Here is a 23,070-nt window from a genome sequence, read left to right as displayed (position 1 = left end):
GACGCTGTTTTTATCCAAGTACTTTGAGGTGATTCCCATGATGAAGGGTGGCATGGCCGGCCTGATGAAGCAGGCGCAGCAGATGCAGGAAAAAATGGCCAAGATGCAGGAAGAACTGGCCAACGCGGAAGTCACCGGCAAGGCCGGCGGCGACATGGTCACCGTGGTGATGACCGGTCGTCACGACGTCAAGCGCGTAACCATCGATCCGAGCCTGGTCGAAGGCCTGAGCGAAGATGACAAGGAAATGCTCGAAGCGGTGTTCGCCGCGGCCGTCAACGACGCCGTGCGCAAAATCGAAGCCAACAGCCAGGACAAAATGTCCGGCATGACGGCTGGGATGCAACTGCCGCCGGGCATGAAACTGCCGTTCTGATTCGCCAACGCGCACAGGATGGGCTACAAGAAAATGCCAGGCATCGCGTCCTGGCATTTTTGTTTGGAATAACCTGTGGCGAGGGAGCTTGCTCCCGGTGGGGCGCGAAGCGGCCCTAAAAATGGGCCTGCTGCGCAGTCCAGCGGGAGCAAGCTCCCTCGCAGCGTCCAGGCAAAAACATCGAACCCCCTGCCAGCCTCAAGGTCTGCTCCCTATACCTTTCAAGGAGACGCACATGCTCACCGAACCCACCCTGAATCAACGCATCGTCCTGGTCTCGCGGCCCGAGGGTGCGCCGACGCCGGAGAACTTTCGCCTGGAGCGCGTCACCTTGCCTGACTTGGCGGACGGCCAACTCCTGCTCAAAACCCTGTTTTTGTCGCTCGATCCCTACATGCGCGGCCGCATGAGCGACGCACCGTCCTACGCCGCGCCGGTAGAAATCGACGAGGTGATGACCGGTGGCGCTGTCAGCCAGGTCGTGCGTTCGCGTAATCCCAAATACCACGAAGGTGATCTGGTGGTCGGTGCCACAGGTTGGCAGAGCCACAGCATCAGTGATGGCCGGGCGTTGATCCCGGTGCCGTCCGGCTTGGCCAGCCCATCGATGGCGCTTGGCGTGCTCGGCATGCCGGGCATGACCGCCTACATGGGCCTGATGGACATCGGCCAGCCGAAGGAGGGCGAAACCCTGGTGGTCGCGGCAGCCTCCGGTGCCGTGGGTTCGGTGGTGGGGCAAGTGGCCAAAATCAAAGGTCTGCGCGTAGTTGGCGTGGCCGGTGGGCCGGAGAAGTGCCGCTATGTGGTCGAGGAACTGGGCTTCGACGCCTGCATCGACCATAAGAGCGAGTCCTTCGCCAGCGATCTGGCACTGGCCTGCTTCAAAGGTGTGGACATCTACTTCGAAAATGTCGGCGGCAAAGTGTTCGAAGCCGTGGTGCCGTTGCTCAATCCCAAGGCGCGGATTCCGTTGTGTGGCTTGATCGCCGGCTACAACGCCAGCGAAGCGCCGAGTGGGCCGGACCGTTTGCCGCAACTGCAACGAGTCTTGCTGACCAAACGCGCGCGGATCCAGGGCTTTATCGTGTTCGATGACTACGGTGACCGCCAGCCGGAATTCCTCAGTGCCATGGCGCCGTGGGTGCGTGACGGCAAAGTGAAATTCCGCGAGGACGTGGTGGATGGCCTGGAGAATGCGCCCGAAGCCTTTATCGGCCTGCTGGAAGGGAAAAACTTCGGCAAGCTGGTGGTGCGGGTCGCCCAGGACTGAGTATTTGACGCTTGCGAGAGGCGCGGGTATAAACCGCGTCTCGTTGTTATGTCGGACGTCTGCCCATGAGCTTCAGCCCCCTGATTCGCCAACTGATCGATGCCCTGCGAACCTTGCCGGGCGTGGGCCAGAAAACCGCCCAGCGCATGGCGTTGCAATTGCTCGAGCGTGATCGCAGCGGCGGCTCGCGGCTGGCCCAGGCCTTGAGTCAGGCCATGGAAGGGGTCGGGCATTGCCGCTTGTGCCGCACGCTGACCGAGGATGACCTCTGCCCGCAATGCGCCGACAACCGCCGCGACGACACCTTGCTGTGCGTGGTGGAAGGGCCGATGGACGTGTATGCCGTGGAGCAGACCGGTTTCCGTGGCCGTTACTTCGTGCTCAAGGGCCATTTGTCGCCGCTCGACGGCCTCGGCCCGGAGGCCATCGGCATTCCGCAGTTGCTGGCGCGGATCGAAGAGGCTGGGACGTTCACTGAAGTCATCCTCGCCACCAACCCCACCGTGGAAGGTGAAGCCACCGCGCACTACATCGCCCAGTTGCTCAACAACAAAGGCCTGATCGCCTCGCGCATCGCCCATGGCGTGCCGTTGGGCGGCGAACTGGAATTGGTGGATGGCGGGACCTTGGCGCACTCGTTTGCGGGGCGTAAGCCGATTGCCCTGTGATCTTTGCGTTGCCTGATCGGGCCTCATCGCTGGCAAGCCAGCTCCCACAGTGATTTGTGCCAAGGCCGAAATGGGGTGAACAGCTCCGAACCTGTGGGAGCTGGCTTGCCAGCGATTGAATACACCTCGGTGCCCCTGACTCACACAATTCTGTTGAAAACCAAGCAAGCGCTCGGTTAACGTCGGCGAACCCCTCAGTGGAGTTCGCCGATGCCTGCTTTCCAGGAATACTTCGATCCCAGCCACCAATTGGTCCGCGACAGCGTCAGACGTTTCGTCGAGCGCGAGATTCTGCCGGACATCGATCAGTGGGAAGAAGCCGAAAGTTTCCCCCGCGAGTTGTACTTGAAGGCCGGGGCGGCGGGCATTCTTGGGATTGGTTATCCGGAGGCGCTGGGCGGCAGTCACGAAGGCGATCTGTTCGCCAAAGTCGCCGCCAGCGAAGAGCTGATGCGCTGCGGGTCGGGCGGGCTGGTGGCCGGCTTGGGCTCGCTGGACATTGGCCTGCCACCGATCGTCAAATGGGCCCGGCCTGAGGTGCGCGATCGCGTGGTGCCGCACGTGCTGGCCGGGGAAAAGATCAGCGCTTTGGCGATTACCGAACCCAGCGGCGGTTCCGACGTCGCCAACCTGCAGACCCGAGCGGTGCGTGACGGCGATGTCTACCGGGTCAGCGGCAGCAAAACCTTCATCACCAGCGGCGTGCGCGCCGACTATTACACCGTGGCGGTGCGCACCGGCGCGCCGGGGTTCGGTGGCATCAGCCTGCTGCTGATTGAGAAGGGCACGCCGGGTTTCAGCGTGGGCCGGCAACTGAAGAAAATGGGCTGGTGGGCGTCAGACACCGCTGAATTGTTCTTCGACGATTGCCGTGTGCCTGTAGGAAATTTGATTGGCGCCGAGAACATGGGCTTCGCCTGCATCATGGGCAACTTCCAGAGCGAACGCCTGGCCCTGGCGCTGATGGCCAACATGACCGCGCAGCTGGCGCTGGAGGAAAGCCTGAAATGGGCTCGTCAGCGCGAAGCCTTCGGCAAACCGATCGGCAAGTTTCAGGTGCTCAAGCACCGCTTGGCCGAAATGGCCACGGCGCTGGAAGTCTCGCGGGAGTTCACTTACCGCCAGGCGGCGAAAATGGCCGCCGGGCAGAGTGTGATCAAGGAGATTTCCATGGCCAAGAATTTCGCCACTGACACCGCCGACCGCATCGTCAACGACGCGGTGCAAATCCTCGGCGGCATGGGCTACATGCGCGACAGCCTGGTGGAGCGGCTGTACCGCGACAACCGCATTCTGTCGATTGGCGGCGGCACGCGGGAAGTGATGAATGAAATCATCAGTAAGCAGATGGGGTTGTAACCGGCTATGAAATCAGAGGTGTCGGCAAGGGCCTCTTCGCGAGCAGGCTCGCGCCCACCGGTGAACCTTTACTGATCCGTCAACGCAAACTGCGTCAGGCAAAAGGTCGGGATGCCCATGTCCTGCAAGCGCTGCGAACCCTGCAATTCCGGCAGATCGATGATCGCCGCGGCTTCATGCACCTTGGCGCCCATGCGGCGGATCAGGTTGGCGGCGGCGATCAAGGTTCCGCCGGTGGCGATCAGGTCGTCGAACATCACCACCGAGTCACCTTCGCACAAGCTGTCGGCGTGCACTTCCAGGAAGGCTTCGCCGTACTCAGTGGCGTAGCCTTCGGACAGCACGTCCGCCGGCAGCTTGCCCTGTTTGCGGAACAGCACCAGCGGCTTGTTCAGTTGATAGGCCAGCACCGAGCCGATCAGGAAGCCACGGGCATCCATGGCACCGATGTGCGTGAAGTCGGCTTCTACGTAGCGGTGGGCAAAGCTGTCCATCACCAGGCGCAACGCGGTGGGCGACTGGAACAGCGGGGTGATGTCGCGAAAGATCACGCCGGGCTTGGGGAAATCCAGCACCGGGCGGATCAGGGATTTGATGTCGAAGGAATCGAAGGCCATCGTCGAAAGTCCTGGCAGGCTGCAAACGCCGCAGTATACCCGCGGCTGAATCGCTTCGCTCAGCCGCAGTGACAATCAGCCTTCGATCGAACCCCCGGCCAGGGCGCACAGCTGGATCGGGTCGAGGATGTGCACTTCCTTGCCCTCGGCTGCGATCAGTTCGTTCTGCTGGAAGCGGGTGAACACCCGCGACACGGTTTCCACCGCCAGGCCCAAGTAGTTGCCGATTTCGTTGCGCGACATGCTCAGGCGGAACTGATTGGCGGAGAAGCCCCGGGCACGGAAGCGCGCCGACAGGTTGACCAGGAAGGTGGCGATGCGTTCGTCAGCGGTTTTTTTCGACAGCAGCAACATCATTTGCTGGTCGTCGCGGATTTCCCGGCTCATCACCCGCATCAGCTGCCGGCGCAGTTGCGGCAGTTGCAGGGCCAGTTCGTCGAGGCGTTCGAAGGGGATTTCGCAGACCGAGGTGGTTTCCAGCGCCTGCGCCGACACCGGGTGTTTTTCTGTGTCCATGCCCGACAGGCCGACCAGTTCACTCGGCAGGTGGAAGCCGGTGAGCTGTTCTTCGCCGCCATCACTGAGGCTGAAGGTCTTCAACGCCCCGGAACGCACCGCATACACCGAATCGAAGGTGTCGCCCTGGCGGAACAGAAATTCGCCTTTCTTCAACGGGCGACCACGTTTGACGATCTCGTCCAGCGCTTCCATGTCTTCCAGATTCAGCGACAGGGGCAGGCAGAGTGGAGCGAGGCTGCAATCCTTGCAGTGGGCCTGGCTGTGAGCACGGAGCTTAACTGGCTCGGACATTTCTTCGATCCTTGTGGGAAAAACACACATAAGACGTAAGGGTACCCCACGGGAGGGCGATCAGGCCAGCGCGTGCCGATTTGTCACATCCCGGTAAAGGCTGAAGGTCGCCGGCCGATAACCTGGCATTCGAACCTGCGCAAGGAATCCCCGTCATGACTTCGATCGGCGCGCTCAGCCCCGGCAGCGGTGGCGTGCAAACACTGCTCGATGTGCCTAAAAGTGCCACGCAGGAAGCGGCGGATGCCGATGCGCGCCAGGCCCCGCCGGTAAATGCGGGCATCCAGGTGTCGCTGTCCGGTGCCGGATTGACCCAGGCGGCGGGCGCCACCGGCAAGAACAGCGACATCGAAGAAAGCGGTCTGCCGCAAAACATTCAGCAAATCCTCAAGATGATTCGCAGCCTGCAACAGCAGATCGCTGAGAAGACCGCGCGGATCAAAGCGGTGCTGGCGGACAAGTTTCTCTCCAACGAGGCGAAGATCGCCAAGCTCGCCGCTCTGCGCGGGGCTATTGCCTCGCTCAACAACGGCCTGATTACCGCCAACCTGTCGCTGTCCAAGGTGATGAACCAATCGGACTTGAGCCCCGAGCAAGTCATGAAAACCGTGTCACTCTTGTTCAAGGACTAAATCACCCGGGAAAAGCGCTGGCGGTCATGCTGCTGCAAGTAGGCGTCGAACACCATGCACACCGAGCGCACCAGCAGGCGTCCGGCGGGCAGCACGGTGATGCGCTGGTTATCCAGCTCGATCAAACCGTCATTGGCCAGCGTTTGCAGTTGCGGCCAGACGTCAGCGAAATAGCCGCGAAAATCGATATTGAATGCTTGTTCGATCTGGCTGAAAGGCAGTTCGAAGTGGCAGATCAATTGCTGGATCACCGCACGCCGCACCCGATCGTCGGCGGTGCACAACAAGCCCCGGCTGGTGGCCAGTTGTCCGGTGGCCAGGGCGTTCTGGTACTGGTTCAAATCACTGCTGTTCTGGCAGTACAGGTCACCAATCTGGCTGATCGCCGACACCCCCAGACCAATCAGATCGCAATGCCCATGGGTGGTGTAGCCCTGGAAATTGCGTTGCAGCGTTAATTCTTCCTGGGCGATCGCCAGTTCGTCGTCCGGCAGTGCGAAGTGGTCCATGCCGATGTAGCGGTAACCGGCGGCGGTCAATTGTTCGATGGTGCGCTGGAGCATTTCGAGTTTCTGCGTCGGCGTCGGCAGTTCGTGGCTGTTAATGCGCCGCTGCGGCATGAAGCGTTCCGGCAGGTGCGCATAGTTGAACACCGACAGGCGATCCGGTTGCAGGTTGATCACCTCGGCCACGGTGCGGGCGAAATGCTCCGGGGTTTGCTTGGGCAAGCCGTAGATCAGGTCGATGTTGATCGAACGAAACTGCAGGGTCCGCGCCGCTTCGATCACCGCGCGGGTTTCCTCTAGGCTTTGCAGACGATTGACCGCCCTTTGTACCGCCGGATCGAGATCTTGCAGGCCGATGCTGACGCGGTTGAAGCCTAATTCCCTCAGCAGGCCCATGGTCGACCAGTCGGCTTCTCGTGGGTCAATCTCGATGCCGTAATCGCCGGAGTCATCGTCCAGCAGATTGAAATGCCGGCGCAGGTGGGCCATCAATTGGCGCAATTCGTCGTGATTGAGAAAGGTCGGCGTGCCGCCACCGAAATGCAGTTGCTCGACTTTTTGCGTCGGGTCGAGGTGGCAGGCGATCAACTGGATTTCCTGTTCCAGGCGCTGCAAATAGGGGAGTGCGCGGCTGCGGTCCTTAGTGATGACTTTGTTGCAGGCGCAGTAGTAGCAAATGTTCGCGCAGAACGGGATGTGCACGTACAGCGAAATCGGCCGCAGCGCTTTGCGGCTGTCGCGCAGGGCGTGGAACAGGTCAAAGGTGCCGACCTGGCCATGAAACTGCGCCGCCGTCGGATACGAGGTATAGCGCGGCCCCGCCAGGTCGTAGCGGCGGATCAGATCGGTGTCCCAACGAATGGCGTCGAGCATGCGGGCATTCCCCGGATAGGCTGGCAGTGATGGCCAGTCTATGGGGCGCGGCGATGGGGCATGTTGATTTGCATCAAGGTTGGGCGGGGCTTTTCTGGCCAAGAGGAGTGGGGCTTGGTGGCAAGGGATATCCGGGCTTTTGACTTTGTGGTGAGGGGGATTGCCCCCTCACACAGCAATTCATTGCCCAGCGAACTCAATCTCCATTGGCGAACAGACTCAATGCCCCATCAACCAATGCTGATGCGGCCCCGGCAAGGTCCAGATGCCGAACAGCATCACCAGCACCCCGCCCGCCACGCGCACGCTGCGCTTGCGCAACAGCGCTGTCACCCGCTCGGCGGCGAGGCCGGTGGCCAGCAACACCGGCCAGGTTCCGAGGCCGAACGCTAGCATCAGCAAAGCACTGTCGAGCGCATTGCCCTGGCTTGCGGCCCACAGCAACGTGCTGTAAACCAGCCCGCACGGCAACCAGCCCCAGAGCGCGCCCAGCAGCAAGGCGCGGGGCAGGCTCGATACCGGCAGCAGTTTGCTGGCAATCGGCTGGATGTGCCGCCAGAGGCCGCGACCGAGGCTTTCGATACGGGTCAGGCCGCTCCACCATCCGGCCAGGTACAAGCCCATGGCAATCAGCAACAACCCGGCGAGCACCCGCATGAACATTGCGGCCGGGCTGTTGGCCACCGCCCAGCCGGCCAGGCCGATCAGCAGCCCGGCGCTGGCGTAGCTGAGAATCCGCCCGAGGTTGTACGCCAGCAATAAACGAAAACGCCGGCTGCGTTGCTCCTTGGGGATCGCCAGGGTCAGCGCGCCCATCAAGCCGCCGCACATGCCCAGGCAATGCCCACCGCCGAGCAGGCCGAGGATCACCGCAGACACCAGCAGTGGCGCCAACTCAAGCATGGGGCGGGGCCTTGTCGTCGGGCTTGGCGCTGGCTTCGTCGACGGCAGCGGTATGGTTAGGGTCCTGATCGTCGAACAGAATGCTGTGGGCCGGACCATCGAGGTCGTCGTACTGACCGCTGTCGACCGCCCAGAAGAAGATGTAGACGGCGATGGCGACAATCAGCAGCGCCGCCGGAATCATCACGTAAAGAGCTGGCATCGGTCACTCCAGGCCCGGCCGGTTCAAACCGGCAGCGGGCGGGTTTCGGGCGTGGCGCGGGTGCCGGGCGAACCCGGCAGGCGAGTCAGGCGCAAGGCGTTGAGCACCACGGTCAACGAGCTGATGGACATGCCCACCGCAGCCCAGATCGGCGTGATCCAGCCGAGGGCGGCGAACGGCAACATGAGGCCATTGTACAGCCCGGCCCAAAGCAAATTCTCGATGATCACCCGGCGGGTCCGCCGCGCCAGGCTGAAAGCTTGCACCAGGGCGTCGAGGCGGTTGGACAACAGCACCGCGTCGGCGCTGGTTTTCGCCAGGTCGGTGGCCGAGCCCATGGCGACACTGATGTCCGCAGCCGCCAGCACCGGCACGTCATTGACCCCGTCGCCGAGCATCAACACCTTGCGGCCTTCTTTGTGCAATTGTTGCAGCACTTGCAGTTTGTCGTCCGGGCGCAGGCCGCCACGGGCCTCGTCGATACCCAGTTCAGCGGCGACACTGGCGACCATCGGCGAACTGTCGCCCGACAACAGCAGTGTGCGCCAGCCCCGGGCCTTGCATGCCGCCAGCAATGCCGGCGCATCGGCGCGCAAACGGTCGTCGAGGACGAACCAGGCCAGTGGCCCCGCCCGATCACCGAGCAACAGCCATTGCCCCGGCTCGTCGGGCGTCGACGGTACGTCGGCGCCGCTGAGTTCGCAAACGAACAGCGGATTGCCAATGCGCAAGCGCTGCGCGCCGACCCGACCTTCGAGCCCAAGCCCCGGCGTGCCATGAACCTCTTCCGCGGCCAGTGGCGCGCGGCCAAAGGCGCGGGCAATCGGGTGCTCAGAACGGTTTTCCAACGCGGCAGCGAGGCCCAGGCATTGATCGCTGTCGAAGGCGCCCAGGACACGAATCGAACGCAGCGCCAAACGGCCCTCGGTCAGGGTGCCGGTCTTGTCGAAAATCACCGTGTCGATCTGGTTCAAGCCTTCCAGCACATGCCCGCGAGTCAGCAACAAGCCGAGTTTGTGCAGGGTGCCGGTGGCGGCGGTGAGCGCGGTGGGTGTCGCCAGCGACAGCGCGCAGGGGCAGGTGGCGACCAGCATCGCCAGCACGATCCAGAACGCCCGCGATGAATCCAGCTGCCACCACAGCAAACCGATGGCGGCCGCGGCGATCAGCGACAGCAGCAAAAACCACTGCGCGGCGCGGTCGGCGATTTCCGCCAGGCGCGGTTTTTCCGCCTGGGCGCGGTCGAGCAGACGGACGATGGCCGATAGCCGCGTGTCTTGACCGAGCGCCAGCACTTCGACGGTCAGCGCGCCTTCGACATTCAGCGTGCCGGCGGTAACCGCATCGCCCAAGGTGCGCGGCTGCGGCAGGTATTCGCCGGTCAGCAGCGATTCATCGACGCTCGACTGGCCGTCGAGGATCTTGCCGTCCGCCGGCAGAATCGCCCCGGGATGCACCAGTACCTGGTCGCCCACGCGCAACTCGCTGAGCAGGATGCGCTCGCTCTGGCCATCGGTGCTCAGGCGCAGGCACGACGCCGGCAGCAGATTGACCAGTTGCGCGGTAGCGGCAGCGGTGCGTTCCCTGGCGCGGCGTTCCAGATAGCGGCCGGCCAGCAGGAACAACGCGAACATGCCCACCGCATCGAAGTACAACTCGCCGACCCCGCTAATGGCGGTCCAGATTCCGGCCAGGTAGGCGCTGCCAATCGCCAGCGATACCGAGACGTCCATGGTCAGGTGCCGGGTGCGCAGGTCTCGCATCGCACCTTTGAAGAACGGCGCGCAGCTGTAGAACACGATGGGTGTGGTCAGGAACAGCGCGACCCAGCGCAGGATGGTGTGCAGTTCGGGGCTGAGGTCAATGTTGAATTCCGGCCAGGTGGCCATGGTCGCCATCATTGCCTGGAACCACAATAGCCCGGCCACGCCGAGTTGGCGCAGCGCCAGGCGGTTTTCGCTGGCCAGTTGTTCACTGGCGCGGTCAGCTTGGTAAGGGTGGGCGGCGTAGCCGATGTGGCGCAGCTCACTGAGCACCTGGCTCAGCGGCAACTGCGCGTCGGCCCAGCGCACGTGCAGGCGATGGTTGGACAGGTTGAGTCGCGCCTCGGCCACCGCCGGCAAGCCGCGCAGGTGTTTTTCGATCAGCCAGCCACAGGCCGCGCAACTGATACCTTCCATCAACAGAGTGGTTTCGGCGAGTTCGCCGTCGTGGCGCACGAAAGGTTTTTGCACGTCGGCGCGGTCATACAGCGCCAGTTCGTCCAGCAACTGCACCGGCAAGGCTTCAGGGTTGGCCGAGGCTTCACTGCGGTGCTGGTAATAACTGTCCAGCCCGCCGGCCACGATGGCTTCGGCCACTGCCTGGCAACCCGGGCAGCAGAACTCGCGGGTGTCCCCGAGCACGACAGCGGTAAAGCGACTGCCTGATGGCACGGGCAGGGCGCAGTGGTAGCAGGGGGTTGGGGTGGTCATGTGTGTCGCCATGGAAACGATGGTGGCTGATTCAACTCAGCCCCTGTGGCGAGGGAGCTTGCTCCCGCTCGGCTGCGCAGCAGTCGAAAGGCTTCGAACTCGCCATGTCTGTAAGCACCGGTTTGCAGGTTTCAGGGGCGCTGCGCACCCCAGCGGGAGCAAGCTCCCTCGCCACAAGGAATCGCAGTAATTATTTTTTCAGGTCTTCCGCACCTTGCAGCGGTTCATCGCCCAGCAGCAAGTCCTTGTTGTGGCTGACCAGTTCTTCCTCGAACATGCGCCAGATGTGGTCGTCCTGAGTGCCGAGCAATTCGACGAAGCGCCGGCCCTCGACCTTGTCGCTCAACTGACCGATATAGCGGCCCTGTTCGGATTCGCTGCGGGCCAGGGTGATCTTGCGATCCTTCTCCGGCTGGGTCGGCGAAATCAGGTTCAGTTCCAGGGTGCCCGGCTGGCTGTTGCCGGTCAGGCGCAGGTCGACTTCGCCGGTCACGTCATCCAGGTGAATGCTGGCGCGCAGCAACAGGGTCTGGGCCAGCAGTTCGCGGTCCAGCGAGCGATTGATGCCTTTGCCGGCCTCGTAGTAGTTGTCGTTGACCAGGTTGTCCGGGTTGTTCACCGCGATGGTCACCATCGACAGGGTCAGCGTCACCGAGCAGGCGAGGATGCCGATGATGATCCAGGGCCAAAGGTGTTTGTACCAAGGGCTGGTGGCGGTGGCTGCGGGCATGTTCAATTCTCTCAACGAATTTGGGGGCCGATGAATCGGCTCTTGGCTTCAACGTGGATGCGCTCGTCATCGGCGTCCTTGAGGATGAATGTCACCTCGTTGGTGCTCGACGGCAATTGCTCCGGCGCGCTCGACAACTCCACCGGCTGGCTGAAAATTTCCCCGGCGGCGACCTTGATCTCGCGCTTGCCTTGCAGCTTGAGGTCCGGCAGCCCGGTGGCGTCCAGCACGTAGGTATGGTCGCGCTGATCCTTGTTCATGATCTTCAGGCTGTAGACGTTTTCGATCCGGCCTTCGGCGTTCTCGCGGTACAGCACGCGGTCCTTGCTGACGTCGAACCCCACCAGCGAGCGCATGAAAAACGCAGCCACCAGCAAACCGATCATCGCCAGCAGCACCACCGCGTAGCCAATCAGGCGCGGCCGCAGTTTATGGGTTTTCTGCCCGGAAAGATTGTGCTCGGTGGTGTAGCTGATCAGCCCGCGCGGGTACTCCATCTTGTCCATGATGCTGTCGCAGGCATCGATGCACGCCGCGCAACCGATGCACTCGATCTGCAAGCCGTCGCGGATATCGATGCCGGTCGGGCAGACCTGGACGCACATGGTGCAGTCGATGCAGTCGCCCAGGCCCTGGGCTTTGTAATCGACGCCTTTCTTGCGCGGGCCACGGCCTTCGCCACGACGTGGGTCGTAGGAGACGATGAGGGTGTCCTTGTCGAACATCACGCTCTGGAAGCGCGCGTACGGGCACATGTAGATGCACACCTGCTCGCGCAACCAGCCGGCATTGCCGTAGGTGGCGAGGGTGAAGAAACCGACCCAGAAGTACGACCAGCCATCGGCTTGACCGGTGAAAAAGTCGATCACCAGTTCGCGGATTGGCGAGAAATAGCCGACGAAGGTGATGCCCGTCACGAAGCCGATCAGCAGCCACATCGTGTGCTTGCTGAATTTGCGCAGGAACTTGTTGGCGCTCATCGGCTGCTTGTCGAGCTTGATGCGCTGGTTGCGGTCGCCTTCGGTGACCTTCTCGCACCACATGAAAATCCAAGTCCACACGCTTTGCGGGCAGGTGTAGCCGCACCACACGCGGCCGGCGTACACCGTGATGAAGAACAGCCCGAACGCACTGATGATCAACAGGCCCGACAGCAGGATGAAATCCTGTGGCCAGAAGGTCGCGCCGAAGATGAAGAACTTGCGCTCCGGCAGGTTCCACCAAACGGCCTGGTGCCCGCCCCAGTTCAGCCACACCGTACCGAAATACAACAGGAACAACCCGGCGCCGCCGACGATCCGCAAGTTACGGAACAGCCCGGTGAAAGCGCGTGTGTAGATCTTTTCGCGAGAAGCATAGAGGTCGACGCTGTTGCCGGCGTTTTTGTCGGGCGGCGTGACGTCGTGTACCGGAATCTGGTTGCTCATCATTACATCCCACGGCAGTGGAAAAATGCCCCGGTCAGTACATGCCGACCGCGGTCAGAAAGAGGTGTCGCAGTGGCGCAATGATACGCCTGTCGCCCAAGCCCAAGGGTGCGACCTTTGGTCGCGTTGGGAGAAAAGTAAACATGGTGTAGCAGATGCAACAAATCGTGACCCAGATCAATTGACTATAGACGACTCACCACGGGCTTCGAGAGCAGCGTTGGCGGCCGCCCTGTATCGGGAAAGGGTCAACGCTCGGGGAGACGACCGCCCGAGCTGCTCCAGACTCCAGCGCCAGATGAATCTGAAAGTGCGGAACTCACGGAGTTGTTCTGTTGTGGTTTGTTTCAGCAATATATTCATCTAATTATCTCGTTTTTGCTGTTTGTGGTTTTTTTGGTTCTCGAATAAGTTGTGGTGAGTGCGCTAATAAATTGCAGTGCACCCATCAACTAAATAATGGAAATGGAATTCTATGAGTATCAAAAAAGGCGCAGGTGTATTGGCGTGCCTGTGGTTATTGTCGTTGGCGACAGCGGCCCATTCGATTGAAAACATGCCTCGCCATATGGTGTTTGCTTCCGATCCGCAATATCCCTGGACGGACAAGACCGACCGTCGTGAGCCGGAACCGCAAGAGGAGTTTGAAAAGCGCGCGAAATGGCTGGTGGAAACTCAGTTCGCCAGCATTGCGGACTTCCGCAAGCAATCCGGTGGGCAGGCAGATGTGCCGTTGATGATTAATGGCGATATGACGGCGTTTGGTCATGGCTGGCAACGTTCATACATCAATTCGACGCTGAAAAAATACTTTGAAAAGGACTACTTGTACGGCTTGGGGAATCACGATTATGCGAACAATGTCGATGACTGTTTCAGTAATAATTGTGCGGCTGGCAGTATCGTTGAATTCAAGGAGCATCATGAAGGGAAGGTCGATAATTTTGACTTGAAAATAACGGGCGGCTTTTTGAATACACTGTATTCCGGCAGCCTGGCTTATTCCAAGAATGTCGGCGAAGTTCATCTGGTTCAGCTCAACTTTGAACCCACTTATGAAGTCAATATTTCCCACGCGCTGAATCCGACAACATTCAACATTACCCATGCGCTGGATTGGCTTGAAAGTGATCTGCAGGTGGCCCGCACTCAGGGTTACGCCATCATCATCATCAACATGCATGCGCCCGATCAATGGAAGGGCTCATGGGAACAAAAACGGCGTTTTGCCGAGATGGTTGCCAAGTATGAGGTGACGGCCATTTTTGCCGGTCATTACCATGAAGAGGGCGGTTGGACGACGCACATAGGCGGGGTGCCTACGTTTCTCAGTGGCAGCGCTTCCCAGGAGACCTATTTGATTGCCAGTTTTTCCGAGGACCGCAAGCAACTGCACGTCAATCTGGTGGAAAACAATCAGTGGCAAAAGCGTGAGCGGGTGCGAACGGTACCGGTGAAATCGATCTTCGCCAGTCGCCCATAAAAAAGGCCCCGCCGGCGCGTCACTGGTGGGGCCTTTATGCGGTGCTTCAAGGGATGCGCGAGTGAGACTGCGAATTCATTCAATCCATGGATTGATCAATGCGACACCGCTGGATTGAAAATCACCGGTGTTACGAGTGACCACCGTCAGACCATGGACCAGGGCAGTCGCAGCGATCAAAGCGTCGCTTTCGTTGGCTTGATCCGGCACATGCAGGCCGGCGCAGCGCAATGCTACGGCAGCGTCGACCGGCAAGATCCTCGCATCAAACGCCGGTATGACGTGGCGCTTCAACCAAGTGCGCAACACCTTTCCCTGAGCGGGGTCACGGCGTTCCATTCGGAGAACGCCGGTCTCCAGTTCTTTCAAAGTGATTGCCGAAATAAAGAGGCGTGGCGCTATGACGCTTTTGGCCCAGGCGACGACGTTCGCATCAGCCTGGGGTTTGCGAAGTTCAGAAATGACATTGGTGTCGAGTAGGTACATCAAGAAAGGTCCACGGGTCGATGTTTGATCACGGCACGCTCGGTTTCGAACTCGATCTCTGCCGCTTCCGGCATCACCAGCAGATCGACAATGTTGGCGTTGATGCCGGTCAGTTTTTGGTACTCCTCAATGCTTAGCAGTACATGGGCCGGCTTGCCACGGTCGGTGATGATGACCGGGCCAAGACGCGTGGCTTTTTTGGCACTACCTGTGTCTTGATTGAATTCACGGCTGGAAATGGTGGTGATGGCCATCATGGGAGACCCCTCACTGAAGATAATGTAGAAACGTTACTACTGACTGATCTGTCGAGCAACCCCTCCGGTCAAATCCACTCAGACCATCGGTCGTTAGACGATCAACGCCAGAAACAAAACGGCCCCGTCAATTGACGGGGCCGTTCGTTATCGCTTCAGGCAGTCGCCTCAGTTGGCATCCGGCGCGGGGGCCTTCTCACCGTGAGACAGGCTGTAGACGTAAGCGGCCAGCAGGTGGACTTTGTCGTTGCCTTGCAGCTGCTCTTGCGCAGGCATCTGGCCCTGACGGCCGTAGCGGATAGTCTGCTGCAATTGCGCGAAGCTCGAGCCGTAGATGAATGCGCCTGGGTGGGTCAGGTCAGGCGCGCCCATGGCGGGGGTGCCTTTGCCCTGCGGCCCGTGACAGGCCACGCAGTTGGCGGCGAACAGTTTCTGCCCGGCTACCGGGTCGGCCTTGGCGCCTTCCGGCAGCTTGCGGCCATCGAGGTTGGTCACGACAAACGCAGCTACGTCGGCCACGCCTTGTTCACCAATGACTTCGGCCCAGGCCGGCATCACCGCGTGGCGACCGCCCATGATGGTGGTCTTGATGGTTTCCGGCTCGCCGCCCCAGCGCCAGTCAGCGTCGGTCAGGTTAGGGAAACCGTAGGCACCCTTGGCGTCGGAACCGTGGCACACCGAGCAGTTGGAGGCGAACAGACGGCCACCCATCTTCAGCGCTTGCGGATCCTTGGCCACTTCTTCGATGGGCATGGAAGCGAATTTGGCGAAGATCGGCCCGAACTTGGCGTCCGACCGGGCCATTTCCTTTTCCCACTCGTGCACGCCGGTCCAGCCAGTCTGGCCGTTGGCGAACGCGGTCTGCTTATCGTTATCGAGGTAGTTGTAACCCGGCAACAGGCCTTTCCAGTTGCCCAGGCCCGGGTACAGCACCAGATAGCCGAGGGCGAAGACGATAGTGCCGACGAACAGCATGAACCACCATTTCGGCAGCGGGTTGTCGTACTCCTCGATCCCGTCGAAGGAGTGGCCCACGGTCTCTTCGGTGGCTTCGCTGCGCTGGCCCTTGCGGGTCGACAGCAGCAGCCAGGTCAAGGCGAAGATCGTACCCAGACTGAGGACTGTGACGTACAGACTCCAGAACGTAGTCATTCTTTGTTACTCCTAGAAGCTTGCTCGACGTGCTTGATGGCTTCGGGATCATCCGCGAAAGGCAGCAAGGTCGCGTCTTCAAACTCCGACTTGCGCTTGGGGCTGAACACCCACAACGCCAGGCCGATAAAGGCCACCATCACGACAACGGTGCCCAGGCCACGAATCATCCCGATATCCATCAGATCACCGTTTGCTTTTGATGATGGTGCCCAGGCCCTGGAGATAGGCCACCAGCGCGTCCATTTCGGTTTTGCCCTTCACAGCATCCTTGGCCCCGGCGATGTCTTCGTCGGTGTAAGGGACGCCGAGCGTGCGCAACACTTCCATTTTCTTGGCGGTGTCTTTGCCGTCGAGCTTGTTTTCCACGAGGAACGGGTAGGCCGGCATTTTCGACTCGGGCACCACGTTGCGCGGGTTGTACAAGTGCGCACGTTGCCAGTCATCGGAGTAACGACCGCCGACACGAGCCAGGTCCGGACCGGTACGCTTGGAACCCCACAGGAACGGGTGGTCCCAGACGCTTTCACCGGCGACCGAGTAGTGGCCGTAGCGTTCGGTTTCAGCACGGAACGGGCGGATCATCTGCGAGTGGCAACCGACACAACCGTTGGCGATGTAGATGTCGCGGCCTTCCAGCTCAAGGGCGGTGCGCGGCTTCATGCCTTCGACCGGCTTATTGGTGACGTCCTGGAAAAACAGCGGAACGATCTGGGTCAGGCCGCCAACACTGACGGCGATGACCATGAAGAAGGCCAGCAGGCCAATGTTCTTCTCGACTGCTTCATGCTTCATCAGTGAGCTCCAACTACAGCAATCTTGGCGGCGGCTTCGGCTTCAACCGGGTCCGAGGCGCGCACGGTACGGAACACGTTGTAAGCCATGAACAGCATGCCGCTGGCGAAGAACGCGCCGCCCAGGGCGCGGACGATGAAACCAGGGTGGCTGGCTTGCAGCGCTTCGACGAACGAGTAAGTGAGGGTGCCGTCGTCGTTGATCGCACGCCACATCAGGCCCTGGGTGATGCCGTTGACCCACATCGAGGCGATGTAGAGCACGGTGCCGATCGTGGCCAGCCAGAAATGCGTGTTGATCAAAGCGATGCTGTGCATCTGATTGCGCCCGAACAGTTTCGGGATCATGTGGTAGATCGCGCCGATCGAGATCATCGCCACCCAACCCAGAGCGCCGGCGTGTACGTGGCCGATGGTCCAGTCGGTGTAGTGCGAGAGCGAGTTGACGGTCTTGATTGCCATCATCGGGCCTTCGAAGGTCGACATGCCGTAGAACGCCAGCGACACCACCAGGAAGCGCAGGATCGGGTCGGTGCGCAGCTTATGCCAGGCGCCCGAGAGGGTCATCATGCCGTTGATCATGCCGCCCCAGCTTGGCGCCAGGAGGATGATCGACATCGCCATGCCCAGCGACTGCGCCCAGTCCGGCAGTGCGGTGTAGTGCAAGTGGTGCGGGCCGGCCCAGATGTACAGGGTGATCAGCGCCCAGAAGTGCACGATCGACAGGCGATAGGAGTAGATCGGACGTTCGGCCTGTTTCGGCACGAAGTAGTACATCATCCCCAGGAAGCCGGTGGTCAGGAAGAAACCCACGGCGTTGTGGCCGTACCACCACTGGATCATCGCGTCCGTCGCGCCGGAGTAGGCCGAGTAGGACTTGAAGAAACTGACCGGCAGCGAGGCGTGGTTGACGATGTGCAGCATCGCGGTCACGACGATGAACGCGCCGTAGAACCAGTTGCCGACGTAGATGTGCTTGGTGTTGCGCTTGACGATGGTGCCGAAGAACACCAGACCGTAAGTGACCCAGACAATGGCCAGCAGGATAGCCAGCGGCCATTCCAGCTCAGCGTATTCCTTGGTGGTGGTGTAACCCAGCGGCAAGGTCACGATGGCGCCGACGATCACCGCTTGCCAGCCCCAGAAGGTGAAGGCCGCGAGGCTGTCGGAAATCAGTCGCGTTTGGCAGGTTCGCTGCACGACGTAGTAAGAAGTGGCAAACAGTGCACATCCACCGAAGGCGAAAATCACCAGGTTGGTGTGCAACGGGCGTAAGCGTCCAAACGTCGTCCACGGCAGACCGAAGTTCAATTCCGGCCAGACCAGTTGAGAGGCGATGAAGACACCAAGCCCCATGCCAAGGATCCCCCAGACCACCGTCATGATGGCGAACTGGCGGACTACCTTATAGTTATAAGCAGTCGGACTGATTGCTGTGCTCATTCTAAGGTTCCACGGTTTGGGTGTTTTATTAGGATAAAAATCGGCCGCAAGTATGGAGAAAGCGGGGGGTCATTGCAACGCGCCATGACCTCGGTCAATGCTTTCAAAAGCTGATTCTGCGGCCTTTCCATGCGCCGCGTAAGGTCAAAATTACCCATGGACAAATTGACCAAACGAGCGAATCAGGTGAGGGGGTCGGGTCGGTTGTTACGGGGTATGTTCGAACACTTCGTTCCGGTGACTGCAGGCATTGGCCGTGACAGCCGGTATCTACCGGCCCTGGAGGCCTGTCACCGGGGAAAATGTTTCGGACATAACGGGTAAGGTCGACCTGAAACCGGCTGTGGCCGGGTCGCGTTCGAGCAAGCTTAGACCCGAATCCGGGGAACCGAAAGGAAGACAAATGGCAGTGCGACAATGCGTCGCAAAGGGGCAGGGAACTGCCGCATTCGAGGAAAATGCGGCAGTGTGGTGCGGGCGATTTATTCCCGATTGGTTTCAGCCTGCAAGGGCTGGCTGTCCGAACCCTTCGACAGGCTGTACACGTAAGCCGCGAGCAGTTGCACCTTGTCATTGCCCAGCAGCTCATTTTGCGCGGGCATATGGCCCTGGCGCCCGTGGCGAATGGTCTGCTGCAACTGCGCGAGGCTGGTGCCATAGATGAAACCGGCCGGGTGCGTCAGGTTAGGCGCGCCCATCGCCTCGGTGCCCTGGCCGTTGCCGCCATGGCAGGCGACGCACATCGTGCTGAACGTCTGCTGCCCGGCTTGCAGATCGGCATCACTGTCGGCGGGCAGCGGTAGGCCGGCCAGGTCGTGGCGCACATACGCGGCGACGTTTTTCACCCCGGCATCACCGAGCATTTCGCCCCAGGCCGGCATGGCCGCGACCCGACCACCGAGAATGGTGGTCTTGATCGTCTCGGCACTGCCGCCCCAGCGCCAGTCAGCGTCGGCGAGGTTAGGGAAGCCGAATGCGCCCTTGGCGTCCGAACCGTGGCACACCGCGCAGTTGGAGGCAAACAGGCGTCCACCCATTTTCAGCGCTTGCGGGTCCTTGGCGACTTCTTCTACGGGCATGGCCGCGAATTTGGCGAAGATCGGCCCGAAGCGGGCGTCGGCCTTGTCCATTTCCTTTTCCCATTCGTGCACCCCGGTCCAGCCGTCCTGGTAACCCGGCAGCACGCCTTTCCAGTTACCCAGGCCGGGATAAAGGATCAAGTAGCCAACGGCAAACACCAGGGTCCCGGCGAACAGCATGAACCACCATTGCGGCAGCGGGTTGTCGTATTCCTCGATGCCATCGAAGCTGTGCCCCATGGTCTGGTCGACGCTGCCTTTGGTTTCACCCTTGCGGGTGCCGATCAACAGCCAGGTCAGGCCGATCAGGCTGCCGAGGGTCAGGACGCAGATCCAGGCACTCCAGAAAGTGGTCATGGCCGGGTACTCCTTGCTTCAAGTTCCAGGGGGGCGTCATCGCGAAGCGGTTCATCGGCGAACGGCAGCAAGCGCGCTTCGGCGAACGCCGGGCTGCGCTTGCCGTTGAAAACCCACAGCGCGAGGCCGACGAAGGCCACGAACACCACCACCGTGCCCAGGCCGCGGATCATTCCACTGCTCATCTCAAACATGATTCACCTCTTGCTCTTGATGGCAGTGCCGAGCACTTGCAGGTAGGCGACCAGCGCATCCATTTCGGTCTTGCCCTTGAGGCTGGCGACCGCGCCGGTGATGTCTTCGTCGCTGTACGGCACGCCCAGGGTGCGCATGGCGCGCAACTTGGTCTCGGTGTGGCTGCTGTCCAGCGCATTGGCCACCAGCCAGGGGTAGGCGGGCATTTTCGATTCCGGCACCACGTTGCGCGGGTTGTACAAGTGCGCGCGGTGCCAGTCTTCCGAATAGCGCCCGCCGACCCGCGCCAGATCCGGCCCGGTGCGTTTGGAGCCCCACAGGAAGGGGTGATCCCAAACGCTTTCGCCGGCCACCGAATAGTGGCCGTAGCGTTCGGTCTCGGCGCGGAACGGGCGGATCATCTGCGAATGGCAACCGACGCAGCCTTCGCGGATATAAATGTCGCGACCTTCCAGTTGCAGCGCGGTGTAGGGCTTCATGCCTTCCACCGGTTTGTTCGTTACGTCCTGGAAGAACAGCGGCACGATCTGCGTCAGGCCGCCGATGCTGACGGAGAGGATCATCAGCAGCATCAGCAGGCCGACGTTTTTCTCGATAGTTTCGTGTTTCATGCTCAGCTCCTCACGCCATCTGCGCGGCGGCGGCAACGTCGACAGGCTGCGAGGCCCGCACGGTGCGCCAGGTGTTGTAGGCCATCAGGAACATGCCGCTGAGGAAAATCGCCCCGCCCACCAGCCGCACCACGAAACCGGGATGGCTGGCCACCAGGGTTTCGACGAACGAATAGGTCAAGGTGCCGTCCTCGTTGACTGCACGCCACATCAGGCCCTGGGCGATGCCGTTGACCCACATCGAGGCGATGTAGAGCACGGTGCCGATGGTCGCGAGCCAGAAGTGCGCGTTGATCAGACCCAGGCTATGCATCTGCGGACGGCCGAAGATTTTCGGGATCATGTGGTACAGCGCGCCGATGGAAATCATTGCCACCCAGCCGAGCGCGCCGGCATGGACGTGGCCGATGGTCCAGTCGGTGTAGTGGGAGAGGGCGTTGACGGTCTTGATCGCCATCATCGGCCCTTCGAAGGTCGACATGCCGTAGAAGGCCAGCGATACCACCAGGAAGCGCAGCACCGGGTCGCTGCGCAACTTATGCCAGGCCCCCGAGAGCGTCATCATGCCGTTGATCATCCCGCCCCAGCTTGGCGCCAGCAGGATCAGCGACATCACCATGCCCAGCGACTGCGCCCAGTCCGGCAGCGCGGTGTAGTGCAAATGGTGCGGGCCGGCCCAGATGTACAGGGTAATCAACGCCCAGAAGTGCACGATCGACAGGCGATAGGAGTACACCGGGCGCTCGGCCTGTTTCGGCACGAAGTAATACATCATCCCGAGGAAGCCGGCGGTGAGGAAAAAGCCCACCGCGTTGTGGCCGTACCACCACTGCACCATGGCATCGGTCGCGCCGGAGTACAGCGAGTAGGATTTGGTGAAACTCACCGGCAGTTCGAGGTTGTTGACGATGTGCAGGATCGCCACGGTGATGATGAACGCACCGAAGAACCAGTTGCCGACGTAGATGTGTTTGGTCTTGCGCTGCATGATCGTGCCGAAAAACACCACGGCGTAGGCCACCCAGACAATGGTGATCAGGATATCGATCGGCCATTCCAGCTCGGCGTATTCCTTGGAACTGGTGTAGCCCAGCGGCAGGCTGATGGCCGCCAGCAGAATCACCAACTGCCAGCCCCAGAAGCAGAACGCGGCAATTGCGGGTGCAAATAAGCGGGTCTGGCAAGTACGCTGCACCGAGTAAAAAGAACTGGCAAACAGCGCGCAGCCACCGAAGGCGAAAATCACCGCGTTGGTGTGCAGCGGGCGCAAGCGGCCGAAACTGGTCCAGGGCAAATTGAAATTGAGTTCGGGCCAGACCAATTGCGCCGCGAGAAAAACCCCGAGGCCCATGCCGACGATGCCCCATACCACCGTCATAATGGCGAATTGGCGGACCACCTTGTAGTTGTAGGCGGTACTGATAGAAGTGTTCATGGTTCCCCATCCACGGTTCAGCCGAAGCGCGCCGGTTACGCGCGCTTCGCCTGGAGTTATAGGCAGACTGATAGCGAGGCAAGCATGGGCAAACAGCACAAGGCCAGTATTGACGGGGATCAATGGGCGCAGCGTGTGAAGGAAAATGGTTGGTTGTGGAACGCGGCGGCTGCGCCGGCCACAGCCACCCTGATCCTCGCCCATGGGGCCGGCGCGCCGATGGACAGCACCTGGATGAACGACATGGCCGCACGCCTGGCCGCGAACGGCGTCAACGTGTTGCGATTTGAGTTCCCCTACATGGCACAGCGCCGCATCGACGGCGGCAAACGCCCGCCGAACCCGGCGCCAAAACTGCTGGAATGCTGGCGCGAGGTGTATGCGCAGGTGCGCCGCCATGTCGCCGGGCTGCTGGCCATCGGCGGTAAATCCATGGGCGGGCGCATGGCCAGCCTGCTGTCGGACGAACTCGGCGCCGACGCGTTGGTGTGCCTTGGGTATCCGTTCTATGCCGTCGGCAAACCGCAGAAACCGCGGACAGAACACCTTTCCGGTCTGAAGACACCGACTCTGATTGTGCAGGGCGAACGGGATGCTTTGGGCAGTCGTGAAGCGGTTGAAGGTTATGCGTTGTCGTCGAATATTGAGGTGTTGTGGTTGGCGGCGGGGGATCACGATCTGAAGCCGCTGAAGGCGTCGGGGTTTACGCATGATCAGCATTTAGGGGTGGCGGCGGGGGCTGTGGCGGGGTTTTTGGGGGGAGCTCGGTAGCTGGGTGTTGTTGACCGGGTACATATCCGTTGCTGCGGTAACGGCTGCTTATGGTTTCGCCCTTACGGCGAGTTACCTTTTTCAAACGCCGGTGTGCCGGCCCAGCAAAAAGGTAACCCAAAAGGCTGCCCCTGACGTACGGCCCCTCGCTGAGGCTCGG

Annotated in this window: 25 protein-coding genes; 7 read left to right on the top strand and 18 right to left on the bottom strand. The window is 60.9% G+C overall.

Annotated elements, in window-relative coordinates; all coding sequences use genetic code 11:
* Nucleotides 1-37 precede the first annotated feature (37 nt).
* The 4 genes from RG836_RS10805 to RG836_RS10790 all read left to right on the top strand — a co-directional run bounded on the left by RG836_RS10805 (nt 38) and on the right by RG836_RS10790 (nt 3,673).
* Nucleotides 38-376 (top strand): YbaB/EbfC family nucleoid-associated protein, encoded by a 339-nt coding sequence (locus RG836_RS10805; RefSeq protein ID WP_008028561.1) that lies wholly within the window; start codon nt 38-40, stop codon nt 374-376.
* 235 nt (nt 377-611) lie between these two features.
* Nucleotides 612-1,646 (top strand): NADP-dependent oxidoreductase, encoded by a 1,035-nt coding sequence (locus RG836_RS10800; RefSeq protein ID WP_310845321.1) that lies wholly within the window; start codon nt 612-614, stop codon nt 1,644-1,646.
* Nucleotides 1,647-1,711: 65 nt separating this feature from the next.
* Complete coding sequence (gene recR, locus RG836_RS10795) at nt 1,712-2,314, top strand: recombination mediator RecR (protein WP_310845319.1); 603 nt, start codon at nt 1,712-1,714, stop codon at nt 2,312-2,314.
* 210 nt (nt 2,315-2,524) lie between these two features.
* Nucleotides 2,525-3,673: an acyl-CoA dehydrogenase family protein gene (locus tag RG836_RS10790; protein WP_310845317.1), complete on the top strand. Its 1,149-nt coding sequence runs from the start codon at nt 2,525-2,527 to the stop codon at nt 3,671-3,673.
* A gap of 68 nt (nt 3,674-3,741) precedes the next feature.
* On the opposite strand, the gene RG836_RS10785 is transcribed toward RG836_RS10790, so the two are convergent.
* Both RG836_RS10785 and fnr read right to left on the bottom strand, forming a co-directional pair.
* The gene (locus RG836_RS10785; RefSeq protein WP_310845315.1) at nt 3,742-4,290 is read right to left on the bottom strand and encodes an adenine phosphoribosyltransferase; all 549 of its coding nucleotides are present in this window, start codon (nt 4,288-4,290) and stop codon (nt 3,742-3,744) included.
* 75 nt (nt 4,291-4,365) lie between these two features.
* Nucleotides 4,366-5,100 carry a fumarate/nitrate reduction transcriptional regulator Fnr gene (fnr, locus tag RG836_RS10780; RefSeq protein WP_310845313.1) on the bottom strand — a complete coding sequence of 245 codons (735 nt, stop codon included), beginning with the start codon at nt 5,098-5,100 and terminating at the stop codon, nt 4,366-4,368.
* Between the two features lie 155 nt (nt 5,101-5,255).
* Between fnr and RG836_RS10775 the strand changes: the two genes are divergently transcribed.
* A complete protein-coding gene (locus tag RG836_RS10775; protein ID WP_310845312.1) occupies nt 5,256-5,732 on the top strand; it encodes a hypothetical protein in 477 nt (158 codons plus the stop codon).
* On the opposite strand, the gene hemN is transcribed toward RG836_RS10775, so the two are convergent.
* From hemN to ccoG, 6 genes are all read right to left on the bottom strand, one after another.
* Nucleotides 5,729-7,111: an oxygen-independent coproporphyrinogen III oxidase gene (gene hemN, locus RG836_RS10770; protein WP_310845310.1), complete on the bottom strand. Its 1,383-nt coding sequence runs from the start codon at nt 7,109-7,111 to the stop codon at nt 5,729-5,731. The genes RG836_RS10775 and hemN overlap by 4 nt on opposite strands.
* A gap of 219 nt (nt 7,112-7,330) precedes the next feature.
* Nucleotides 7,331-8,014 carry a sulfite exporter TauE/SafE family protein gene (locus tag RG836_RS10765; protein ID WP_310845308.1) on the bottom strand — a complete coding sequence of 228 codons (684 nt, stop codon included), beginning with the start codon at nt 8,012-8,014 and terminating at the stop codon, nt 7,331-7,333.
* Nucleotides 8,007-8,216: a cbb3-type cytochrome oxidase assembly protein CcoS gene (ccoS, locus tag RG836_RS10760; RefSeq protein WP_310845306.1), complete on the bottom strand. Its 210-nt coding sequence runs from the start codon at nt 8,214-8,216 to the stop codon at nt 8,007-8,009. The genes RG836_RS10765 and ccoS overlap by 8 nt, the downstream gene beginning before the upstream one ends.
* Before the next feature lie 23 nt (nt 8,217-8,239).
* Nucleotides 8,240-10,690, bottom strand: coding sequence for a heavy metal translocating P-type ATPase (locus RG836_RS10755; protein ID WP_310845304.1), 2,451 nt, complete (start codon nt 10,688-10,690; stop codon nt 8,240-8,242).
* A gap of 190 nt (nt 10,691-10,880) precedes the next feature.
* Nucleotides 10,881-11,420 (bottom strand): FixH family protein, encoded by a 540-nt coding sequence (locus RG836_RS10750; RefSeq protein WP_310845302.1) that lies wholly within the window; start codon nt 11,418-11,420, stop codon nt 10,881-10,883.
* 11 nt (nt 11,421-11,431) lie between these two features.
* On the bottom strand, nt 11,432-12,847 hold the full coding sequence (gene ccoG, locus RG836_RS10745) for a cytochrome c oxidase accessory protein CcoG (RefSeq protein WP_310845300.1): 1,416 nt from the start codon (nt 12,845-12,847) through the stop codon (nt 11,432-11,434).
* 475 nt (nt 12,848-13,322) lie between these two features.
* Here ccoG and RG836_RS10740 point away from each other — a divergent pair, with 475 nt between their 5' ends.
* A complete protein-coding gene (locus tag RG836_RS10740) occupies nt 13,323-14,330 on the top strand; it encodes a metallophosphoesterase family protein (RefSeq protein WP_310845298.1) in 1,008 nt (335 codons plus the stop codon).
* A gap of 75 nt (nt 14,331-14,405) precedes the next feature.
* Here the strand turns inward: RG836_RS10740 and RG836_RS10735 are convergent, their stop codons facing one another.
* The 10 genes from RG836_RS10735 to ccoN (RG836_RS10690) all read right to left on the bottom strand — a co-directional run bounded on the left by RG836_RS10735 (nt 14,406) and on the right by ccoN (RG836_RS10690) (nt 22,139).
* Nucleotides 14,406-14,816, bottom strand: coding sequence for a type II toxin-antitoxin system VapC family toxin (locus RG836_RS10735; RefSeq protein WP_310845296.1), 411 nt, complete (start codon nt 14,814-14,816; stop codon nt 14,406-14,408).
* Nucleotides 14,816-15,070 carry a type II toxin-antitoxin system Phd/YefM family antitoxin gene (locus RG836_RS10730; protein WP_310845352.1) on the bottom strand — a complete coding sequence of 85 codons (255 nt, stop codon included), beginning with the start codon at nt 15,068-15,070 and terminating at the stop codon, nt 14,816-14,818. Before RG836_RS10730 ends, RG836_RS10735 begins: the two co-directional genes overlap by 1 nt.
* Before the next feature lie 171 nt (nt 15,071-15,241).
* Entirely contained in the window at nt 15,242-16,225 is a 984-nt protein-coding gene (ccoP, locus tag RG836_RS10725; RefSeq protein ID WP_310845294.1) for a cytochrome-c oxidase, cbb3-type subunit III, read from the bottom strand.
* The gene (locus tag RG836_RS10720) at nt 16,222-16,407 is read right to left on the bottom strand and encodes a CcoQ/FixQ family Cbb3-type cytochrome c oxidase assembly chaperone (protein WP_003175465.1); all 186 of its coding nucleotides are present in this window, start codon (nt 16,405-16,407) and stop codon (nt 16,222-16,224) included. The genes ccoP (RG836_RS10725) and RG836_RS10720 overlap by 4 nt, the downstream gene beginning before the upstream one ends.
* A gap of 4 nt (nt 16,408-16,411) precedes the next feature.
* Nucleotides 16,412-17,020 carry a cytochrome-c oxidase, cbb3-type subunit II gene (ccoO, locus tag RG836_RS10715; RefSeq protein ID WP_010456412.1) on the bottom strand — a complete coding sequence of 203 codons (609 nt, stop codon included), beginning with the start codon at nt 17,018-17,020 and terminating at the stop codon, nt 16,412-16,414.
* The gene (gene ccoN / locus RG836_RS10710) at nt 17,020-18,462 is read right to left on the bottom strand and encodes a cytochrome-c oxidase, cbb3-type subunit I (RefSeq protein ID WP_310845293.1); all 1,443 of its coding nucleotides are present in this window, start codon (nt 18,460-18,462) and stop codon (nt 17,020-17,022) included. Before ccoN (RG836_RS10710) ends, ccoO (RG836_RS10715) begins: the two co-directional genes overlap by 1 nt.
* A gap of 482 nt (nt 18,463-18,944) precedes the next feature.
* A complete protein-coding gene (gene ccoP / locus RG836_RS10705) occupies nt 18,945-19,898 on the bottom strand; it encodes a cytochrome-c oxidase, cbb3-type subunit III (protein ID WP_310845291.1) in 954 nt (317 codons plus the stop codon).
* Entirely contained in the window at nt 19,895-20,095 is a 201-nt protein-coding gene (locus RG836_RS10700; RefSeq protein ID WP_310845351.1) for a cbb3-type cytochrome oxidase subunit 3, read from the bottom strand. The genes ccoP (RG836_RS10705) and RG836_RS10700 overlap by 4 nt, the downstream gene beginning before the upstream one ends.
* Nucleotides 20,096-20,704 (bottom strand): cytochrome-c oxidase, cbb3-type subunit II, encoded by a 609-nt coding sequence (gene ccoO / locus RG836_RS10695; RefSeq protein ID WP_310845290.1) that lies wholly within the window; start codon nt 20,702-20,704, stop codon nt 20,096-20,098.
* A gap of 10 nt (nt 20,705-20,714) precedes the next feature.
* Nucleotides 20,715-22,139, bottom strand: coding sequence for a cytochrome-c oxidase, cbb3-type subunit I (ccoN, locus tag RG836_RS10690; protein WP_310845289.1), 1,425 nt, complete (start codon nt 22,137-22,139; stop codon nt 20,715-20,717).
* A gap of 84 nt (nt 22,140-22,223) precedes the next feature.
* On the opposite strand from ccoN (RG836_RS10690), the gene RG836_RS10685 reads away from it, so the two are divergent.
* Complete coding sequence (locus tag RG836_RS10685; protein ID WP_310845287.1) at nt 22,224-22,910, top strand: alpha/beta family hydrolase; 687 nt, start codon at nt 22,224-22,226, stop codon at nt 22,908-22,910.
* The last annotated feature ends 160 nt before the right edge of the window (nt 22,911-23,070 follow it).

The organism is Pseudomonas rhizozeae, from assembly GCF_031583775.1.
GTDB lineage: Bacteria > Pseudomonadota > Gammaproteobacteria > Pseudomonadales > Pseudomonadaceae > Aquipseudomonas.
The sequence above is the reverse complement of the archived record's forward strand: the minus strand, read 5'-3'. Positions and strand labels throughout refer to the sequence as shown.